This window comes from Secundilactobacillus muriivasis, assembly GCF_054785195.1.
On record NZ_BAABMI010000040.1, the window covers coordinates 35,099 to 54,245 of the forward strand.

Annotated in this window: 19 protein-coding genes; 3 read left to right on the forward strand and 16 right to left on the reverse strand. The window is 47.1% G+C overall.

Annotation, left to right across the window (positions count from 1 at the left end; translation table 11 throughout):
- Window position 1: 1 nt before the first annotated feature.
- The 13 genes from atpD to ACYVR3_RS10830 all read right to left on the reverse strand — a co-directional run bounded on the left by atpD (window position 2) and on the right by ACYVR3_RS10830 (window position 12,565).
- A complete protein-coding gene (gene atpD, locus ACYVR3_RS10770; protein WP_057152315.1) occupies window positions 2–1,414 on the reverse strand; it encodes a F0F1 ATP synthase subunit beta in 1,413 nt (470 codons plus the stop codon).
- Window positions 1,415–1,436: 22 nt separating this feature from the next.
- Complete coding sequence (locus ACYVR3_RS10775) at window positions 1,437–2,330, reverse strand: F0F1 ATP synthase subunit gamma (RefSeq protein WP_054736116.1); 894 nt, start codon at window positions 2,328–2,330, stop codon at window positions 1,437–1,439.
- Between the two features lie 25 nt (window positions 2,331–2,355).
- Entirely contained in the window at window positions 2,356–3,879 is a 1,524-nt protein-coding gene (gene atpA / locus ACYVR3_RS10780; protein WP_461244251.1) for a F0F1 ATP synthase subunit alpha, read from the reverse strand.
- A 29-nt stretch (window positions 3,880–3,908) separates the two neighbouring features.
- Window positions 3,909–4,451, reverse strand: a complete 543-nt coding sequence (gene atpH / locus ACYVR3_RS10785; RefSeq protein ID WP_461244252.1) for an ATP synthase F1 subunit delta — start codon at window positions 4,449–4,451, stop codon at window positions 3,909–3,911.
- Window position 4,452: 1 nt separating this feature from the next.
- Window positions 4,453–4,956, reverse strand: coding sequence for a F0F1 ATP synthase subunit B (atpF, locus tag ACYVR3_RS10790; RefSeq protein ID WP_054736113.1), 504 nt, complete (start codon window positions 4,954–4,956; stop codon window positions 4,453–4,455).
- A gap of 48 nt (window positions 4,957–5,004) precedes the next feature.
- Window positions 5,005–5,217, reverse strand: a complete 213-nt coding sequence (gene atpE / locus ACYVR3_RS10795) for a F0F1 ATP synthase subunit C (RefSeq protein ID WP_054736111.1) — start codon at window positions 5,215–5,217, stop codon at window positions 5,005–5,007.
- Window positions 5,218–5,278: 61 nt separating this feature from the next.
- Window positions 5,279–5,998: a F0F1 ATP synthase subunit A gene (gene atpB / locus ACYVR3_RS10800; protein WP_054736110.1), complete on the reverse strand. Its 720-nt coding sequence runs from the start codon at window positions 5,996–5,998 to the stop codon at window positions 5,279–5,281.
- Between the two features lie 262 nt (window positions 5,999–6,260).
- Window positions 6,261–6,890 (reverse strand): uracil phosphoribosyltransferase, encoded by a 630-nt coding sequence (upp, locus tag ACYVR3_RS10805; RefSeq protein WP_054736109.1) that lies wholly within the window; start codon window positions 6,888–6,890, stop codon window positions 6,261–6,263.
- Between the two features lie 740 nt (window positions 6,891–7,630).
- Entirely contained in the window at window positions 7,631–8,893 is a 1,263-nt protein-coding gene (gene glyA, locus ACYVR3_RS10810) for a serine hydroxymethyltransferase (protein ID WP_461244253.1), read from the reverse strand.
- 99 nt (window positions 8,894–8,992) lie between these two features.
- Window positions 8,993–10,024, reverse strand: coding sequence for an L-threonylcarbamoyladenylate synthase (locus ACYVR3_RS10815; protein ID WP_461244254.1), 1,032 nt, complete (start codon window positions 10,022–10,024; stop codon window positions 8,993–8,995).
- Between the two features lie 31 nt (window positions 10,025–10,055).
- On the reverse strand, window positions 10,056–10,895 hold the full coding sequence (prmC, locus tag ACYVR3_RS10820) for a peptide chain release factor N(5)-glutamine methyltransferase (RefSeq protein ID WP_461244255.1): 840 nt from the start codon (window positions 10,893–10,895) through the stop codon (window positions 10,056–10,058).
- Window positions 10,888–11,970 carry a peptide chain release factor 1 gene (gene prfA / locus ACYVR3_RS10825; RefSeq protein ID WP_461244256.1) on the reverse strand — a complete coding sequence of 361 codons (1,083 nt, stop codon included), beginning with the start codon at window positions 11,968–11,970 and terminating at the stop codon, window positions 10,888–10,890. The genes prmC and prfA overlap by 8 nt, the downstream gene beginning before the upstream one ends.
- Window positions 11,971–11,980: 10 nt before the next feature.
- Window positions 11,981–12,565, reverse strand: a complete 585-nt coding sequence (locus ACYVR3_RS10830; RefSeq protein ID WP_054737400.1) for a thymidine kinase — start codon at window positions 12,563–12,565, stop codon at window positions 11,981–11,983.
- A gap of 756 nt (window positions 12,566–13,321) precedes the next feature.
- On the opposite strand from ACYVR3_RS10830, the gene ACYVR3_RS10835 reads away from it, so the two are divergent.
- Both ACYVR3_RS10835 and ACYVR3_RS10840 read left to right on the forward strand, forming a co-directional pair.
- The gene (locus ACYVR3_RS10835) at window positions 13,322–14,671 is read left to right on the forward strand and encodes a Mur ligase family protein (protein WP_054737399.1); all 1,350 of its coding nucleotides are present in this window, start codon (window positions 13,322–13,324) and stop codon (window positions 14,669–14,671) included.
- Complete coding sequence (locus ACYVR3_RS10840; protein ID WP_054737398.1) at window positions 14,668–15,372, forward strand: type 1 glutamine amidotransferase; 705 nt, start codon at window positions 14,668–14,670, stop codon at window positions 15,370–15,372. Before ACYVR3_RS10835 ends, ACYVR3_RS10840 begins: the two co-directional genes overlap by 4 nt.
- A gap of 53 nt (window positions 15,373–15,425) precedes the next feature.
- Here ACYVR3_RS10840 and ACYVR3_RS10845 read toward each other — a convergent pair whose 3' ends face one another.
- Together ACYVR3_RS10845 and ACYVR3_RS10850 are read right to left on the reverse strand one after the other, a co-directional pair.
- The gene (locus tag ACYVR3_RS10845; RefSeq protein WP_461244257.1) at window positions 15,426–16,454 is read right to left on the reverse strand and encodes a serine hydrolase domain-containing protein; all 1,029 of its coding nucleotides are present in this window, start codon (window positions 16,452–16,454) and stop codon (window positions 15,426–15,428) included.
- A 477-nt stretch (window positions 16,455–16,931) separates the two neighbouring features.
- Complete coding sequence (locus ACYVR3_RS10850; RefSeq protein WP_461244258.1) at window positions 16,932–17,969, reverse strand: branched-chain amino acid aminotransferase; 1,038 nt, start codon at window positions 17,967–17,969, stop codon at window positions 16,932–16,934.
- Between the two features lie 354 nt (window positions 17,970–18,323).
- On the opposite strand from ACYVR3_RS10850, the gene ACYVR3_RS10855 reads away from it, so the two are divergent.
- The gene (locus tag ACYVR3_RS10855) at window positions 18,324–18,653 is read left to right on the forward strand and encodes a hypothetical protein (RefSeq protein ID WP_054734248.1); all 330 of its coding nucleotides are present in this window, start codon (window positions 18,324–18,326) and stop codon (window positions 18,651–18,653) included.
- Window positions 18,654–18,785: 132 nt separating this feature from the next.
- Here ACYVR3_RS10855 and ACYVR3_RS10860 read toward each other — a convergent pair whose 3' ends face one another.
- Complete coding sequence (locus ACYVR3_RS10860) at window positions 18,786–18,989, reverse strand: hypothetical protein (protein ID WP_054734251.1); 204 nt, start codon at window positions 18,987–18,989, stop codon at window positions 18,786–18,788.
- Between the last annotated feature and the right edge of the window lie 158 nt (window positions 18,990–19,147).

The following is a 19,147-nucleotide window of genomic DNA, read 5'->3' on the forward strand; positions in this document are numbered from 1 at the left end:
CTTATTTGCTCAGGTTAGCCTGCATCTTCTTGGCGTTTTCGACAACGTCTTCGATTGGGCCACAGTTACGGAAAGCGTCTTCTGGAAGATCATCATACTTACCTTCCAAGATTTCCTTGAAGCCTTTAACAGTTTCTTGGACTGGGACGTACTTCCCTGGTAACCCAGTAAATTGTTCGGCAACGGAGAAACTTTGTGACAAGAAGAATTGGATCCGACGAGCACGGCCAACAATGGTCTTTTCTTCGTCAGACAATTCATCCATCCCAAGAATTGAGATGATGTCTTGAAGTTCACGGTAACGTTGCAAAACGTGTTGAACTTCAGTGGCAACTTCGTAGTGTTCTTGACCAACGACTTGTGGGTCAAGGGCAGTTGAAGTAGATGCCAACGGGTCAACGGCTGGGTAGATCCCTTGTTGCGTCAAGGCACGTTCCAGGTTAGTGGTAGCGTCCAAGTGCGCGAAAGTGGTTGCTGGAGCAGGGTCGGTGTAATCATCGGCAGGAACGTAAACGGCTTGAATAGAGGTGATTGACCCCTTCTTCGTTGACGTGATCCGTTCTTGCAACTGACCCATTTCAGTAGCCAAGGTTGGTTGGTAACCAACGGCTGAAGGAATCCGACCAAGTAAGGCTGAAACTTCCATCCCGGCTTGAGTAAACCGGAAAATGTTATCGATGAATAACAGCACGTCTTGGCCCTTAACGTCACGGAAGTATTCCGCAATCGTCAAACCAGTCAAAGCAACCCGCATCCGGGCTCCAGGTGGCTCGTTCATTTGACCATACACCATGGCCGTCTTCTCGAGAACACCCGAGCCTTTCATTTCGTAGTACATATCGTTACCTTCACGAGTCCGTTCACCGACACCCGTAAAGACAGAGATCCCATTGTGACCTTGCGCAATGTTGTGGATAAGTTCTTGAATTAAAACGGTTTTACCAACACCGGCACCACCGAACAACCCAATTTTACCACCACGAACATATGGCGCTAACAAGTCGATAACTTTAATCCCGGTTTCCAGAATTTCTGAAGTTGGGTTCAATTCATCGTATTTTGGTGCATCACGGTGAATTGGCATTCTTTCAGCATCTGGGCCGAAATCAGCACCGCCGTCGATTGGATCCCCGAGGACGTTAAACACCCGACCAAGTGTGTCATCACCAACAGGAACAGAAATTGAAGACTCAGTGTTTTCAACTTCCATACCCCGGCGAAGACCATCAGTACCGTCCATGGCAATGGTTCTCATGACGCCGTCCCCTAATTCAAGGGTAACTTCGGTCACAAGGAAACTGCCATCATCTTGTTTGATGTGTAAGGCGGTGTTGATATCTGGGAGTTTTTCATCCAACGGGAAAGCAACGTCGACAACTGGTCCGATAACTTGAACAACTTTACCAGAACTCATTATTCGTTATTTCCTCCCGTCATTAATTATTTAAAGCTTCTTGCCCACCAGTAATTTCGGTAATTTCAGTCGTAATTGCTGCTTGACGGGCACGGTTATACCGTAGTTCAAGGTTAGCAATTAAGTCGTCGGCATTATCTGACGCTGACTTCATTGCGTTTGAACTTGAAGCATGTTCAGCAGTCTTAGCATCCAAGATTGCCCCGAAAACGAGACTTTCTGAATACTGTGGCAAGACCACCTTGAGCACTTCACCTTCAGAAGGTTCCATGTCATAAGCTGCGGTCAACGCTGGTGCTTGAGTTTCTTCAGCAGCGTCACCGCTTAACGTTTCGCTATCCACTGGCAACATCTTTTCACCACGGAAACTGGATGAAATTCGGTTAACGAAGTGGTTGTAGCAGACGTAAAGCTCAGAAAAGACGCCGTCATCATACATTGATGTGACGGTTTTGACAATTTCGCGAACTTCGTTAAAAGTTGGCACATCACTGACACCACGATATTCGTAGGCAATGTTTGCGCCACGCTTCTTATAGAAGTCTGCACCAGTTCCGCCAACTGCTAAGATCAAGTAGTCATCGTCGCCACTGTGGGAAGCGATGAATTCGTTGGTCTCACGTAAAACGTTACTGTTATAACTGCCAACCATGCCTCGGTCAGAAGTAATGACCAAGTAAGCCGCCTTTTTCGACTGCGTTGACTGCGACTCACTTGAGGAATCATCTAACAGATGAGATTTCGCCAAATGCATCACGACCGATTTGACCTTAGCCGCGTAGTCTTGATAGCCTACGGCAGCCTTTTGGATCTGGTTCAACTTTGACGTTTGAACCATTTGCATGGCCTGTGTGATCTGACGGGTGTTCTTTGTTGAAGCAATCCGATGTTGGACATCGCTAATTGATTCAGCCATCAGCTCTCACCATCCTTCCTCAAGTTTATTTGTCCGCTGCAGCTTCGGCAGGTTGGAATGTGCTTGCAAATTCGGTAACGGCAGCATCCATCTTGTCAGTGTCTGGTAATTGACCAGTCTTGGCAATTTCTTCTAATAACTCAGTATGTGAGGCATCGAAGAAGTCGAATAAGCCGCTTTCAAATTTAGCAATATCGTCCAACTCAACCTTGTCCAGGTAACCATGAGTCAGGGCGTACAAGATCAAAACTTGTTTCTCAACGGCGAGTGGTGAATGCAAACCTTGCTTCAAGACTTCAACCGTCCGAGCACCACGGTTCAACTTAGCTTGGGTAGCTTCATCCAAATCAGAACCAAATTGTGCAAATGATTCCAATTCATGGTAAGAAGCTAAATCCAAACGAAGCGTCCCGGCAACCTTCTTCATCGCCTTAACTTGAGCGTCACCACCAACCCGGGAAACAGAAGTCCCGGCATCAATGGCTGGCCGAACACCTGAATAGAATGAATCGCTATCCAAGAAGATTTGACCATCGGTGATGGAGATCACGTTGGTTGGGATGTAAGCAGAAACGTCACCGGCCTTGGTTTCAATGATTGGCAAAGCAGTCATTGAACCGCCACCTAAGTCGTCACTCAACTTAGCAGCCCGTTCCAATAAACGTGAGTGAGTGTAGAAAATATCACCAGGGTAAGCTTCACGACCTGGAGGCCGACGAAGGATCAGTGACAGTTCACGGTAAGCATCCGCTTGTTTTGATAAATCATCATAAACAATCAAGACGTGCTTGCCATTGAACATAAATTCTTCACCCATTGCGGCACCAGCATATGGTGCGATGTAAAGCAATGGTGCTGGTTCCGAAGGGCCGGCAGTAACAACGATGGTGTAATCCATGGCACCGTACTTACGTAAGGTTTCCACTGAACCACGAACCGTTGATTCCTTTTGGCCAATCGCAACGTACACACAAATCATATCTTGGCCTTTTTGGTTGATGATCGTATCAATGGCGACAGTTGTCTTACCAGTTTTACGGTCCCCAATGATCAATTCACGTTGACCACGACCAATTGGAACAAGGGAGTCAATGGCTTTCATCCCAGTTTGAAGTGGTTCGAAAACCGACTTCCGTTCCATAACGCCTGGCGCTTTTCGTTCGATAGGACGGGTTTTATCAGTTTTGATTTCACCCTTACCGTCGACTGGTTGACCCAGTGAGTTAACAACCCGACCGATCAAGGCGTCCCCAACAGGAACTTCCATGATCCGCCCAGTCCGCTTAACCGTATCGCCTTCAGTGATCTTAGTAAAATCACCTAAAACAACGATACCAACGTCGTTACTTTCGAGGTTTTGGACCATGCCATAAACCCCGTTATCGAACTCGAGCAACTCACCAGACAACGCGTTTTCAAGACCATGAGCTCTGGCGATCCCGTCACCAACGTAGGTTACGGTACCGGTTTCTTCAACAGAGATCTCGTCTTGGTAGTTTTCTAATTGTTGTTTGATTAGAGCACTGATTTCCTCAGCTTTAATGCTCATATAGGTTTCACCCCTTTATAAAGATCTCGTTATGCTAACAATGCTTGACGGACGCGATTGATCTTCGTCTGGATCGAGCCATCAAAGATGGTCCCGGCCGACTTGATGATCACGCCACCAATAATGGCTGCGTCAACCTTGTTAGTTAAAACGACTTGCTTAGCACCGACCCGTTTGGCGTAACCAGCTTTGATTTTATCAAGCTGGGCGTCATCAAGGGCCACCGCCGTTGTGACATCAGCGTACACCGTTTGGTTTTGCTCGTCATACAACTTTTGGAACTGGTCGATAATACCGATCATGTCGTCCATCCGGTCGTAATCGTAAGTCATTTGAATCAAATTGTGAATGTATGATGTCGAGTTATCTAGCAACGGTTTGACTAAGGCTTCCCGCTTAGCAGGTGCTAAACTTTTGTCTGTTAATGCAGTGCCCAATTGTGGGTTGTCTTGGAAGACTTTACGAAGCTGCTTAAGTTCCTCGTAACCAGCGTCCAATTGGTCGTTGGCGTTGAGCAACTCGAACAGTGCTTTGGAGTAGCGCTTGGCTACCGTTACCTTATCAAGACTCATGTTACTTCCCCAACCCTTCGATATAAGAATCAATCAATGCCTTTTGATCATCAGCGCTTAATTCTTTTTGAATGATCTTGGAAGCAATCTCAATAGATAAATCAGCCACATCATTTCGCACACTTGACAATGCGTCTTGACGCTCTTGTTCAATATCCTTTTGGGCATTTTCCTTCAACGATTGTGCATCGGTTTGGGCTTGTGCCAGGATACCATCGCGTTGTTGTTGACCTTGCTTCTTAGCAGAATCAACAATTGACGATGCTTCTTGACGAGAGTTGGCCAAGGCTTCTTGACGTTGCGTAGCCAGTTGGGCCGCTTCTTCACGAGACTTTTCGGCAGAATCGATATCATCAGAAATCTTATCCGCCCGTTTTTGCATCATTTCGTTAACTGGCTTCCAAGCAACGAGCTTGATCAACCACATCAAAATAATGAAACAAATCGCGTAGAACAGCAAATCACCAACTGCTAAACCAGTAGCTACGGCTAAATGTGAAAACATCTATTGACACCTCCTTCTAGTTAAAATTGTTTTAACGAGTTGACGTAATTACTTGTTCATAACAAGCAAAGCGACAACGAAGGCAATGATAGGCATGGCTTCAACTAACCCAACACCAATGAACATGTTGGTCCGTAATTGACCAGATAATTCTGGTTGACGTGCCATACCTTGTAACATACTAGAGATAACGATACCGTCACCGACACCACCACCAATAGCCGCACCGGCCATGGCAATACCTGCTGCAATAGCTCCCATAATCTGTATATCCTCCTTAAAGATGAAAAATAAGAGTAAAAATCTTAACTAACGGTTGTCGTTATTCTTCCACGTCGAGTTTCTTCGAAATGTAGACTGACGACAGTGTTACGAACACGAACGCTTGAATGGCTCCAAGGAACGCTGAGAATGCTTGCCAAACCATTGCGATCGGAGCTGCAACGATCAACGTTACAATCCCGTGCGAAAAGGCCATCTCTCCGATGATCTTCAGCAACATTTCGCCTGAGAAAATCACACCGAAGATACGAAGTCCTAACGTTAGGAAGTTCGTAAATTCCTCAAAAATACTAATTGGTAGCCAGAAAACGAATGGCTTTAAGTATCCTGAGAAATGTTTCTTCCAACCCAGTTTGCTTACACCAGCGTATTGCGCGATCATTAACGTCGCGAGTGAAAACGCCATTGTAACCATTGGGTCAGAAGTTGGACTTCTTACGTAGTCCTTTCCGCCAACAGCAACTTGAACAAGTAATCCAAGTTCGTTGGAAACGAACAGGAACAAAAACAAGGTGAATCCATATAGCCCAAACGCGCCCGCTTCATTTCCAGGAATTGACCCCTTCAAAATGCCGTTTGTAAACTCAATTAACCATTCTAGGATGTTTTGACCCCGTCCAGGTTTCATCGTGATGTGCCGCGACAATGCGAATACAAGTAAAAAAACGAGCACAAACGCAATTAACCCCGAAATAATGTTAGCGGCGTTAAACGTAAGCCCTCCAAATTGAAAGGTAGGAACTGAAGATGGATCTCCCACAGAGTATCACCTCTTTTCAAACCAAATTAACGCAAGAATTCAGAAAGTGCCAGCCGATTTTTTAATCAAACTAGATCTACCAATTCATAATGCGGTACTGAAATGAACATTACTACTTCATTACAAATACAACAAAAATAATACCACCCTTTCTCACAAAATACAAAGCTAACTTGTAAAAATCGTTAGCAAAAAAACAATTAATGCAGATTTGTCCACGATTTACGGGACAATTACATTAATTGTTTTTTGTTGTGGCAACTTACTTAGTCCCGAATAACCGGTCGCCGGCATCCCCGAGTCCAGGTACAATGTAGCCATTTTCATTCAAATGATCATCTAACGCTGCCGTGTAGATGTCGATATCTGGGTGAGCTTCACGCAAAGCTTTAACCCCTTCTGGTGCCGAAACAAGGCAAACAAACTTGATGTTCGTGGCGCCACGCTTCTTTAGCGCGTCAATGGCCATGATAGCCGATCCACCTGTCGCTAACATGGGATCAACCACAAAAATCTGCCGTTGATCAATATCCGCTGGTAACTTAACAAAGTATTCGTGTGGTTCCAAAGTTTCTTCATCACGGTACATCCCGATGTGACCAATTTTGGCTGCCGGAATCAACTTCATAATGCCGTCAACCATCCCAATGCCGGCCCGTAAGATTGGCACGATCGCCACTTTCTTCCCGGCAAGGGTTTTAACAGTTGTCTTGGCAATTGGGGTTTCGATTTCAACGTCTTTCAATGGCATATCACGTGCCACGTCGTACGCCATCAACATCGTGATTTCGTCAACGACTTCCCGAAAGACCTTTGTCCCGCAGTTTTTGTTTCGAATAATTGTCAGTTTGTGTTGAATCAGTGGATGATCCATAACTTGAAACTTGCCCATGAATTGACACTCCTTTTGTATTTCTTACAATTGTACCATTTCAGTTCGGTGGCGTACAGGCCTAGCGAGCAGAACCACGCGGTTAGTTGCTGAATCCGTTTTCTCGATTTTTTGTCACTGATTCAAGGGATGCGTGTTCCTTTTCGACACAGTTTCACTCTCATATTTCAATTGCGCCCTTCTATGGGTTCCTGTAAGAATTAACTATCGTTTGTGTCCAGCGTAAGTGTTGGGTGTGGTTTGAGTGTCGGCTGTTTGTCGTCGCTTCGCTCGCCAAAACCGCATAAAAATCAGCGCTCTCAGGCTACAAAATTCGGCGCCACTTAAACTGTCATTTCTAGGGTTCCTGACATTGCAGGAACTTGTCAACCACGTGCTTTCTGGCCACCACGCCGAATGGTGCTGCGCGAGACTGAGAGCTGCATGTAAGGGCACTTCGATAAAACCGCCAGGCCCGGGCGCTTTCACCGAAGTGCCCTTACATTACGCTCTCAACCCGTCTCGCTCCGCACACTGTCGCTGGACACAAGCGTAAATAAAAACTCCGGATTCAACGTATGACGATCATTTAAAAATTGACAATCAACCAACGTCGAAAACTGATGATTTCTGATACGACTAAAAAACCGTGAATTCTCCTTCAAGAATTCACGGTTCATCACCATTCAGGTCGATTGCTAATCGAATATTAGCTCACATTCACATCAGAAATCTACCATAATATGGTGACTTATTGTTCACTATTTACCAAATTCAATTGGTGCCACGTACGCATCGATTGGATGAGCATCCGTCAACGCACGAACATCGGCCCGAACTTGATCCAAGACTTGGTCATCTTCTGGATGTTCAACTGCGGTTACGATCAGTTCAGCAACGCGCTTTGCATCTGCTTCCTTGAAGCCACGAGTTGTAATGGCTGGGGTACCCAGCCGAATCCCAGACGTCTTAAATGGACTCAACGGTTCGTTTGGAATGGATTCCTTGTTAGTGGTGATCATAACCGAATCCAGCAGTTCTTGCGTCTGCTTACCGTTCAACGCTGTCTTGGTCAGATCAAGGGTCATCAAGTGGTTATCAGTGCCACCTGAAACAACCCGGATATGTTCTGACGCATTGAAGACGGCTGCCATGGCTTGCGCGTTCTTAACGATTTGTTCTGCGTAATCCTTAAAGTCAGGTTGGGCATCTTCAAGTAATGCGATGGCCTTCCCGGCAACAACGTGCTCTAATGGACCACCCTGAGTGCCAGGGAAGACGGCAGAATTGATCTGTTTTGCGTACTTTTCTTGTGACAGGATCAACCCACCACGAGGACCACGCAACGTCTTGTGAGTCGTTGTGGTGACCACATCAGCGATGCCAACTGGGTTAGGATGAACCCCAGCAGCCACTAAGCCAGCGATGTGCGCCATATCGACCATCAAGTAGGCGCCGACTTCATCCGCAATGTCGCGGAAAGCTTGCCAGTCGATGATCCGGCTGTAGGCTGAGGCCCCAGCAACGATCATTTGAGGCTTCACCTCTTTAGCAAGCTCGCGGATCATATCAAAGTCGAGTAATTCAGTTTCTGGGTTTAAGCCGTAGCTGTATGCCTCGTAAAGCTTACCACTAAAGTTGACCTTGGCACCGTGACTCAAGTGGCCACCAGAATCCAAGCCCATTCCCAGAATTGTATCCCCAGGCTTCAAGAAAGCCGCATACACGGCCTGGTTTGCTTGGGAGCCGGAGTGTGGTTGCACGTTGGCATATTCGGCGTGGAACAACGTCTTAGCCCGTTCGATCGCCAAGTTTTCGACAACGTCGATGTACTCGTTACCACCATAGTAACGCTTTGAAGGATACCCTTCAGAGTACTTGTTGGTCAAAACGGAACCTTGAGCAGCCCGAACTGCGGGCGACACGATATTTTCAGAAGCAATTAACTCAATATTATGCTGTTGGCGGTCCTGTTCTTGACTAATGGCCTGCCATAACTTCGGATCTTGTTCTTGATAACTCACACAATCAGCTCCTTGGCATTTGATACGTTAAGTTTATCAAACTTAGGGCTAAAAGCAAAGGGTCTAGACCGTAAAAACCAAACAAAGGGCAAAACAAGCCTATTGTTCGTTCGTAAAATGCATCCCACCGGCTGATTTATCTAACCGGTTCATGTAAGCGGCACCAAGCCCCTCATTAGCGAACCCAGCCGTTAAAATATGGGCGACTTCTGATTCAGTATCAAAATGGCGTAATCCCGCAAATAACCGGTGAGTGGCCGAGGCAACGTCTGCACCTAATGAATAGACTTCAACGTTCGCCGGAATGGTTAACTGGGCCAATTGACCGTCAGTGGCCATTAAGCCGACAGTCCCGGTTTGTTGACCGGCCCACGTCATTGCTGCCTTAAAGTCATCCACGGAATCCACGATTTCAACCTGCGCACTTGGCGCGTAATGCTTGTATTTCATCCCCGGCGCCTTTGGAATTTCATTCTTACCAACGTGGTGGTGATCAGCCTTCACGTCACCAATAACGGCTTCCAACTCCGCTACGGTTACCGCCCCTGGCCGTAAAATAGTTGGCACCTCAACTGACATGTCGATGATCGTTGACTCGACACCGACCGTCGTTGGGCCATCATCCAAAATACCCGCAATTTTACCCTTTAAGTCGTGATAAACGTGTTCGGCTAAGGTTGGGCTTGGCTTGCCAGACGTGTTAGCAGATGGCCCAACAATTGGCACCCCTGCCGTTTCAATCAATGATAACGTTGCCTGACTAGCTGGCATCCGAAATGCGGCAGTTGATAACCCACCAGTTACAACCTTAGCGAGTGCGTTGGGTTGTAGCGGTAACACGATTGTCAACGACCCTGGCCAGAACTTCGCAATCAACTGCTTGACCTGTTCCGTTAGTGGTTGCGCAAACCGCTCAACCATTTCAACTGATGACACGGTCACGATCAATGGGTTATCACTAGGCCGACCCTTTGCTTGGTATACCTTACCCACTGCCGTTTCATTGGTTGCATCCGCACCCAATCCGTAAACTGTTTCAGTAGGAAAGGCTACGAGTTCGCCTTGGTTCAATAACGCCGCTGCCGCTTTGATCTGATCGGCATGATCAGCGTGATAAATCGTTGTTTCCATAGTTGTCTTCTCCTCGTTTATTAGTTTGATCTCACATCGCCACGTGTAGCATCCGGTCATGCCCCGCAATATCTTGGCGAGCCGTGACGGTAGCGGTTGGAAATCGTTGTTCAAATAGCGCCGTCAGCGCTTCACGCTGCTGGAACCCGTACTCTAGGAATAAGTGGTGCGTCGTGGCGACCCCGGTTGCTAATTGAGCTGCTAGTTGTTCATACAATGCCAATCCGTGGTGGTCAGCAAACAATGCCATGCGCGGTTCGCTAGCTAACACGTCCGCGTCCATCACCGATGCTTCCTCTGGGTCAATGTAGGGCGGGTTGCTAATAATGGCGTCAAACGCCTGACCGGTAACGGGTTGTAATAGGTCACCCTGTTTGAAAGTAACGTCTAGCCCTAACGCTGTGGCATTTTGACGCGCCACCCCCAATGCCCCCTCGGACAAATCACTAAGGGTCACTTGCCAAGCAGGCCGTTCCGCTTTCAAGCTCAACCCAATTGCCCCGCTGCCCGTGCCAACATCTAGGATGCGTTGTGGCGTCTGAGGCAGGATTGATAACGCCCATTCGACGAGTTCTTCCGTCTCTTGCCGGGGAATCAACACGTTTTCGTCTACTTTAAACGACCGACCGTAAAACGGCGCTGTCCCGACAATGTACTGTGGTGGTGTGCCAGTCGCATACTGCCGAATTGCAGCCTGATAACGGGCCAATAGGGCTTCCGGTACGTCTTTTCGATAGTGCAACAGCAAGTGGGTTTGATCCAACCCACTAAGCTCCTGTAACAAATACGTTGCCGCTGATTCGTCCAATTGTTGGTCACTTAAAAACAAAGAAGCCCACCTCTGAGCTTCAAGGTAGGTCATCTTAGCCATTATTCAGCTGCTCCATCTTCTGGGTTTGATCATAGAGGATCAATGCGTCAATGACATCATCTAGGTCCCCGTTCATGATTTTGTCCAGCTTGTTCAGCGTTAAGCCGATTCGGTGATCCGTCACCCGGTTTTGAGGGTAGTTGTAAGTCCGGATCCGTTCAGAACGGTCCCCGGTCCCAACGGCTGATTTTCGTTGTTCGTCGTAGGCACTTTCTTCTTGTTCACGGTAGTAGTTGTAAACCCGTGACCGCAAGATTTGCATAGCCTTCGCCCGGTTTTGTTGTTGTGACCGTTCGTCTTGCATGGCAACAACGATTCCCGTTGGTAAGTGGGTCATCCGCACAGCAGAACTAGTTTTGTTGATATGTTGGCCACCGGCACCAGATGACCGGTAAACGTCAGTCCGGATATCCTTAGAATCAATGTCAATATCAACGTCTTCAGCTTCAGGCATTACCCCAACAGTGGCGGTTGACGTGTGCAACCGGCCGGCTGATTCAGTAACTGGCACCCGTTGTACACGGTGAGCGCCACTTTCATACTTGAGCTTTGAATAAACCTTGTTTCCACTGATCAACATGACGATTTCCTTGAAACCACCAACTTCAGTTTCGTTGCGGTCGACCACTTCAACGGACCAGCCCTGCTTTTCAGCGTAGCGGGAGTACATGTCAAATAAGTCTGCAGCAAACAGACTAGCTTCGTCCCCACCGGCAGCGCCGTGGATTTCCATCACGATGTTCTTGTCATCGTTAGGATCCTTTGGTAAGAGCAATAACCGAATTTTGTCTTCCAATGCGGTCTTTTGAGGTTCTAATTCCTTCAGCTCTTCTTTGACAACTTCGGTCATCTCATCGTCAAGCTTTTCGCGTAACATCTCGTTGTCATCGTTGATTTGGCTCACAACGTTTTGGTATTGGCGATAAGCCTCAACCGTATCGCGAAGATCCGCCTCTTCCTTTGAGAGTTCCATGAAGCGGCGGGTATCCGCAATCACTTCTGGGTCACTGATCAATTCGTTTAATTCGTCGTAGCGGTCCACAACGGCTTGTAATCTGTCGAACATTTCGTCCATTATCTGTCTCCTATTCTCCTAACATGGTCAATGGTGGATGGTAATAGTGCTTCCGGCATACCGGATAGTACGCTTCATTGCCACCAATTTGTACTTGTTCACCCTCATAGACGGGTTGGTTGTCGTGAAAACGCAGGTTCATCGTGGCTTTTTTAGCGCAGAACCAGCAGATCGTCTTCATTTCTTCCAATTTATCCGCGTAAAGCAACAGGTATTTTGACCCCTCAAATAACTCATTGCGAAAATCGTTTTTAAGCCCAAACGCCATTACTGGGATCTTTAACTCATCCACGATTTGAGCAAGTTGAAAAACGTGCTCCTTCGTCAAGAACTGAGCCTCATCGATCAACACGCAGTTGGCCTTTGGATTAATAGCTTTCACACGATCAAAAACGTTATCCTCATCAAAAATCGGGATTGCTTCGCGCTTCAAGCCGATTCGACTCGAAACCAGCCCCACACCGTCCCGATTATCCGTGCCACTGGTCATGATGATGACCGGCTTGTTTTGTTCTTCATAGTTGTGGGCAACCTTCAAGATCTCGATGGTCTTACCACTGTTCATCGCACCGTACTTAAAAAATAATTGTGCCACTGGTCTCAGTCTCCACTCTTCACAAATTTCTTATCTATTATAGCGGATATTGGGGGAAAAATACAGAGTGGGACCCGAAACGTTTTGGGAGCGGAGTGTAGGGCGTGTCAGATGAAAGTGCCAGGCCCGGGCACTTTCATCTGACACGCCCTACACTCCGCTCCCAGTTTCGGGGCCCACGTTTCGGCGCAGTCGCCTAAAAGCACCCCATCGGCAGCATCCTAATGGTTCGAAAAACCCAGAACAAATCAGCAAACATGGCGCCGAAAATTGTTGCCAAATTTTTAAATGTGGCTAACCACGTGCCCAACAAAAGTGCCTGGGCCTGGCAGTTTCATCTGACGCGCCCTACATGCAGCACTCAGTTTCGGGGCTCACGTTTCGGCGCGGTCGCCTAAAAGCACCCCATCGGCAGCATTCCAACGGTTCAGAAATCCCAGAACAAATCAGCCAAAATTGCGCCGAAAATCGCTGCCACCATCGCCAAATTAACCCTATCTCGCTAATAAATTTCAACAGCAGCTCACACCCATAAACCTTAATTTAATGCAAAATTAGCTTCAATCTCACCCACAACGCAAAAACATGGTAAAATATATGCTTGATGTTACGGGATAATTTAAGTTGGTTATTATAAGGTCCTTCACCGTCATGACCAACCCCAAATCCACGCATTGAGCAGATTAGACTGTTCACTAATTAACGATAAAAACCGGCACCCTTTGTTGCGCCGAACTGATATAAGGAGAATTCACCATGACATTACGTAGTCATTTTGCCACCTTCGCGGGTCGGTCATCTTACTGGTTCCTACATACTTTTTTAAAGGGTGGGAGTTCGCTTCCGGGCAAGATCACCACTAAAATCGATCCCGATATTTTAAAACACCTGGGTCAAAACTACGACGTGGTCGTGATTACCGGGACCAACGGTAAGACGCTGACCACTGCGTTGACGGTGCGGGTCTTACAGCAAAAGTACCCCGATATTTTGACCAACCCAACTGGCTCGAACATGGAGCAAGGCATCGTGACGACCTTCTTGCGAGCACCAAAGGCCAAGGGTAAGCGTCCAATCGCCGTTCTGGAAGTCGATGAAGCCAACGTGATTAAGGTAACACGCTACATCAAACCGAAGGCCTTCGTTTTCACCAACATCTTCCGGGATCAAATGGATCGTTACGGTGAAATCTACACGACCTACCAAAAAATCATCGATGGCGTGGCGCTGGCGCCCGAAGCCACGATCATTGCCAACGGCGATGCCCCAATTTTCCACTCCAAGAACTTGCCCAACCCCATCATCTATTACGGCTTCCGGCACCAACCAGAGCAAGACATCAAGGCCAAGCCGAACACGGATGGCGTTCTCTGCCCTAACTGTCAACATATTCTCCACTATCGTTACATCACTTACAGTAATTTAGGCAAATACTTCTGTCCAAACTGCGGCTTTGAACGACCAGTGTTAACACACGCGGTTACTGAGCTCGGCGAAATGACACCAACCAGTTCCGCCTTTAACGTTGACCAGCACCCGATGAAGATTGAAATTGGTGGGTTGTATAACATTTACAACGCACTGGCTGCCTACTCAGTGGGTCGCTTCTTCGGCGTTGAACCTGAGGAGATCGAAGCGGCATTTAGCGAAGACAAAAAAGTGTTCGGTCGCCAAGAAGTGATTGACCTGGATGGTAAGAAGGTCACGTTGATCTTAGTGAAAAACCCAGTTGGCTTGAACCAAGTGCTGGATATGATTGCAACCGATAAGGAACCATTCTCCTTTGTTGGTTTATTGAACGCTAATTACGCGGACGGTATCGATACCAGTTGGATCTGGGATGGTAACTTTGAAAAACTGCCGAAGTTAAACATCCCCGCTTTCATCACCGGGGGCGAACGTTATAAAGATATCACCTTCCGTTTGAAGGTTGCTGGGGTGCCGGAAGATAAGCACCAAATCGTACCCGAACTCAGTAATGTTGTCGAAAAGATTAAGACTTTGCCAACCGAGCACGTTTATGTTTTGGCAACTTACACAGCTGTGTTACAATTACGGAAATTATTAGCCGATCAGGGCTATATCAAGGAGGGAATGGGCGAATGACCTATGAACTAAATGTGGCTCACCTTTATGGCGACCTGATGAACACTTATGGGGATGTGGGAAACATTCTCGCATTAAACTATTACGCAAAACAAATGGACGTCCATTTGAACGTTCAAGTCGTCAGCCTCGATCAACCCTTCGATGCTGACCAAACCGACCTTGCTTTCTTTGGTGGTGGTCAAGACTTTGAACAAGTCATCGTTTCAAAGGATATCCAAGGTAAGAAGCAAGCCCTCACCGACTTTATCGAAGATGATGGTCCGGTGTTAGCGATCTGTGGTGGCTACCAACTACTGGGGCACTACTACATCGATGCTAAGGGTGATAAGATTCCTGGCATCGGCGCCATGGATCATTACACTCTGGCTCAGGATAACAACCGATTTATCGGCGATATCGTCATCAAAAACGAAGAAACCGGCGAAACCTACCACGGCTTTGAAAACCATCAAGGGCGAACCTTCCTCGGTGAAGGCGAACGACCATTAGGCAACGTGCTCGAAGGCCACGGTAATAACGGTGATGACCAAACTGAAGGTGCCATCTACAAGAACGCCTTTTGCTCCTACTTCCACGGCCCAATCTTGACGCGGAACGGTAATTTGGCAAAACGGTTACTCGTTGCCGCCCTCAAGCGTCGTTACCCAGACGCTGACTTGGCTCAACAAGAAGCCTTACCAATTGCAGCCACTTTCTAATTGAACACAAAAACGACGCTAGCTTGCGATCCTCGCAGTGCTAGCGTCGTTTTTTAATTGGCTTGCGTGACTTTTTCAGCCAAATACGTGTTAATGAGCGCGTTACGCCGCTCCAAGAAACGAATATTTGGCGCCTTAGGATGAACGCGGTTTGATAAAAAGACCATCCCTTGGTGCGTGGTTAAATCTAAAACCAGCGCCGTTCCAGTGTAACCACTGTGCCAAATACAGTTATGGGTTGTCGGAACTTTAGTCGGCAACAACGCCCAACCAAACGAGCGCCATTGATGCCGCAACGGTGTTTGATCTCGACTCAACTCACTTAGAAAGGACACCGGCATTGGTGCCCGTTCACCACCAGTCAGCATCGCTTGTTCAAACCGAACTAAATCTTCACTCGTCGCAAACAACCCCGCTGATCCGCAGTGGCGCTGGAGCACAAACGCTTTAGGATCATGTGCAACGCCACGAATGACACCTCGAGTTGCAGACACCTCCGTAGGCACGCAATTTTGGGCGTCTAACGGCGTAAAGGTACTATCCTGCATTCCTAGCGGCGTCAGTACATGTTGCGTAATCAACGTTTGAATTGGCGCTCCTAGGATAGCTTCTGCAATCCAACCTAGGAAAATAAAGTTAATATCCGAATAAACCATTTTAACGTTGAAGTTCTCACCCACGTGCAACGTCAACAGTGCATCATGTAATTCCGCTGCACTAAGTTTATCACGGTGCGGAATGTACCCGGTGATGCCTGACGTATGCGTCAATAGATGCCGAACTGTCACCTGCGGATACCGCCACTGGGCGAGATACTTGCTGACGGAATCTGTCAGCGCCAGTTGGCCTGCTGCAACTAACTGCAAGATTACATTCGTCGTGCCAACAACCTTTGTTAACGAGGCAACATCGTAAAGTTGACCTGCACGCAACGGTTCATATCCAGGAACCAACGATTCGGCCCCATACCGACCAGCAACCACTTGCTGACCATCGATAAACGCGTAACTCGCGCCAGGCACCGTGCCCTCATCGACTAACTCATGGATTGCCGCAATCGTCTGTTGATACGTCTTACTCATTGAACCGCTCCCATTCTGCTTGTTTTGTTAACCTTACCACATCGTAACTGCTAATTTCGACTAGTGCTACGAAATTTTCGGTTTCTTTATGATTGGTTACGTAAGTGTGCGGAGCGAGACGGGTTGAGAGCAGTGTGTAAGGCGAGTCCGGTGAAGGCGCCCGGGTCTGGCGGGTTTACCGGACTCGCCTTACATGCAGCTCTCAGTCTCGCGCAGCACCATTCGGCGTGGTGGCCAGAAAGCGCGTGGTTGACAAGTTTCTATAACTTCAGGAACCCTGGAAATAACAGTTTAAGTGGCGCCGAATTTTGTGGCCTGAGAGCGCCGGTTTTCATGCGGCTTTGGCGAGCGAAGCGACGACAAACAGCCAACACCCAAATCGCACCCAACACTTACGCTGGACACAACCGACAGCATACAAAAAACCAGCTCATCAACCGACAAGCTGGCTTTCAAGAACAATGACTGTTCTAGTGTTTAGTATTCAACTTTTTGGATCCAACCTTCTGGCGCTTCAACGTCACCAAATTGGATACCAGTTAAGGTGTCATACAACTTCTGCGTAACAGGACCAACTTCAGTCTCGCTGTAGAAGACGTGTAATTCATCCTTGTATTCGATCCCACCAATTGGTGCGATAACGGCAGCAGTACCCATGGCACCTGCTTCACTAAAGCGATCCAACTTGTCGATGAAGACGTCACCTTCGATGGCCTTCATCCCTAAGTTATGTTCTGCTAAGTACAGTAATGATTTCTTAGTGATACTTGGCAAAATTGAATCTGACTTTGGCGTCACGAATTCGTTATCCTTCGTTACACCAAAGAAGTTAGCTGAACCGGCTTCTTCAATCTTGGTATGGGTAGCTGGATCAAGGTAGATAACGTCTGAGTATCCGGCCTTGTGTGCTTCGTCCCCTGGTAAGAGGCTCCCACCGTAGTTCCCACCAACCTTGCTTTGACCAGTCCCATGAGGGGCAGCTCGGTCATAGTATGACGTGGTGAAGTTGGTTGGCGTAACGCCACCCTTGTAGTAGGCACCAACGGGCATTGCAAAGATCGTGAAGATGTATTCTTGAGCTGGGTGAACCCCGATGTTACCACCGACACCGATCATCAATGGGCGTAAGTATAAAGTCCCACCAGTGCCATATGGTGGCACGTAGTCGGCGTTAGCTTTAACCACTGACTTAACCGCTTCAACAAACTTGTCTTCTGGGAAGGCAGGCATCAATAAACGTTCGCAAGATTTGTGCATCCGCGCTGCGTTTTGGTCTGGACGGAATAATTGAATGTCGTTGTTCTTTGTCCGGTAAGCCTTGAGACCTTCAAAGTCCGCTTGGCCGTAGTGTAACCCGGTAGAACCTTCGCTGATATGTAAAGTTGCGTCCTCTGTTAATTCGCCGTTGTCCCACTTGCCGTCTTTCCAATGGGCCAAGAAACGATATGGTAAATCCATATAATTGAAGCCTAAATTACTCCAATCAATTTCAGATGCTTTAGGTGCTTTTGCCAAAAAAACCACTCCTTATAGTTGCTTCTTAGACTTAAAATCAGTTGAGTTCCCCTCATTGATTTCTAATAAATTGTAGTCTGAAACACCCGCCCTGTCAAGCTCGCATTGGTAACTAATTTTAAATTTTCATAATCACGGTGGCTAAATCCATATTTTAACAGGGATTTCTAATTCGATTAATGCTAATTTTAAACCGTTGTCACTCACTTGAACTGGTACACCGATTAAATTGTGTCATTTTTATAATTTAGTTTAAATTTTCGAGTTAAGCGGTTACACAAACGCACTTCTGCTGACGCTCCTAACTTTATTTGCTACAATGGGGTAGCATTTGAAAGAAAAGGGGCAATTGGTGTGGCAAGTAATTCTGATTCGATCTATAACGTCCTGACCTACGTAAATCGGCATCCTGACCGGGTAATTTTTAATCCCCGGGACTACGCCAATACGGTGACGATTGGGATTCCCGACACCGTTCCGGTTGCTAACCAGGAACTCTATTTTCCAAGTAACCGTCTCAGTGTCAACTTAATGACTGACGCCTTCGTTGGTGAGTATAGCGACCTACTCGACCACTTTTACGAATTAACCAAACAATCCAAACCCGATTACCGACACGTTTGGATCACAACTGGTCACATTAGGCAGCAACAACTCTGGCTGCTAGATCTCTCATTTGAATAGTTAACTGACAACCGCACAACGACCATCATTCTTGATCATTGTGCGGTTTTTCGATGTTCCTAACTAAAAACGGTGACTTGCCAACTAGCAAGTCACCGTTTAATCGTTTAATTAACACTATCTTTAATTGGTTTAACTAAATAAATTGCCAAAGGTCCAGCTCCCTAACAGCACCAGCGCAATAATCACAAAGATGCCGATAAACGAGGACGCAAAAGCAAAGATGAGGCCGCCAATAATGACGAGGCCAATTAATCGAAACAGCCACCCAAACAGACCGAAAAATAGGCGCAGTCCGAAAAAGACAATGATGCCCAAAACGATCAACGAAATCATAACGAGTAGTCTCCTTATTGTTGTAGTAAGGCTATCTTAACGCATTTTACCCAAAATGGCACTCCCCAACTCAGTCTTAAGCCTGAATTATTCATACCTTCCAAAAAAGTCGTCAGTTTTCATGTTTTTCAAAAACTGACGGCTTTTGATCTTGCTTA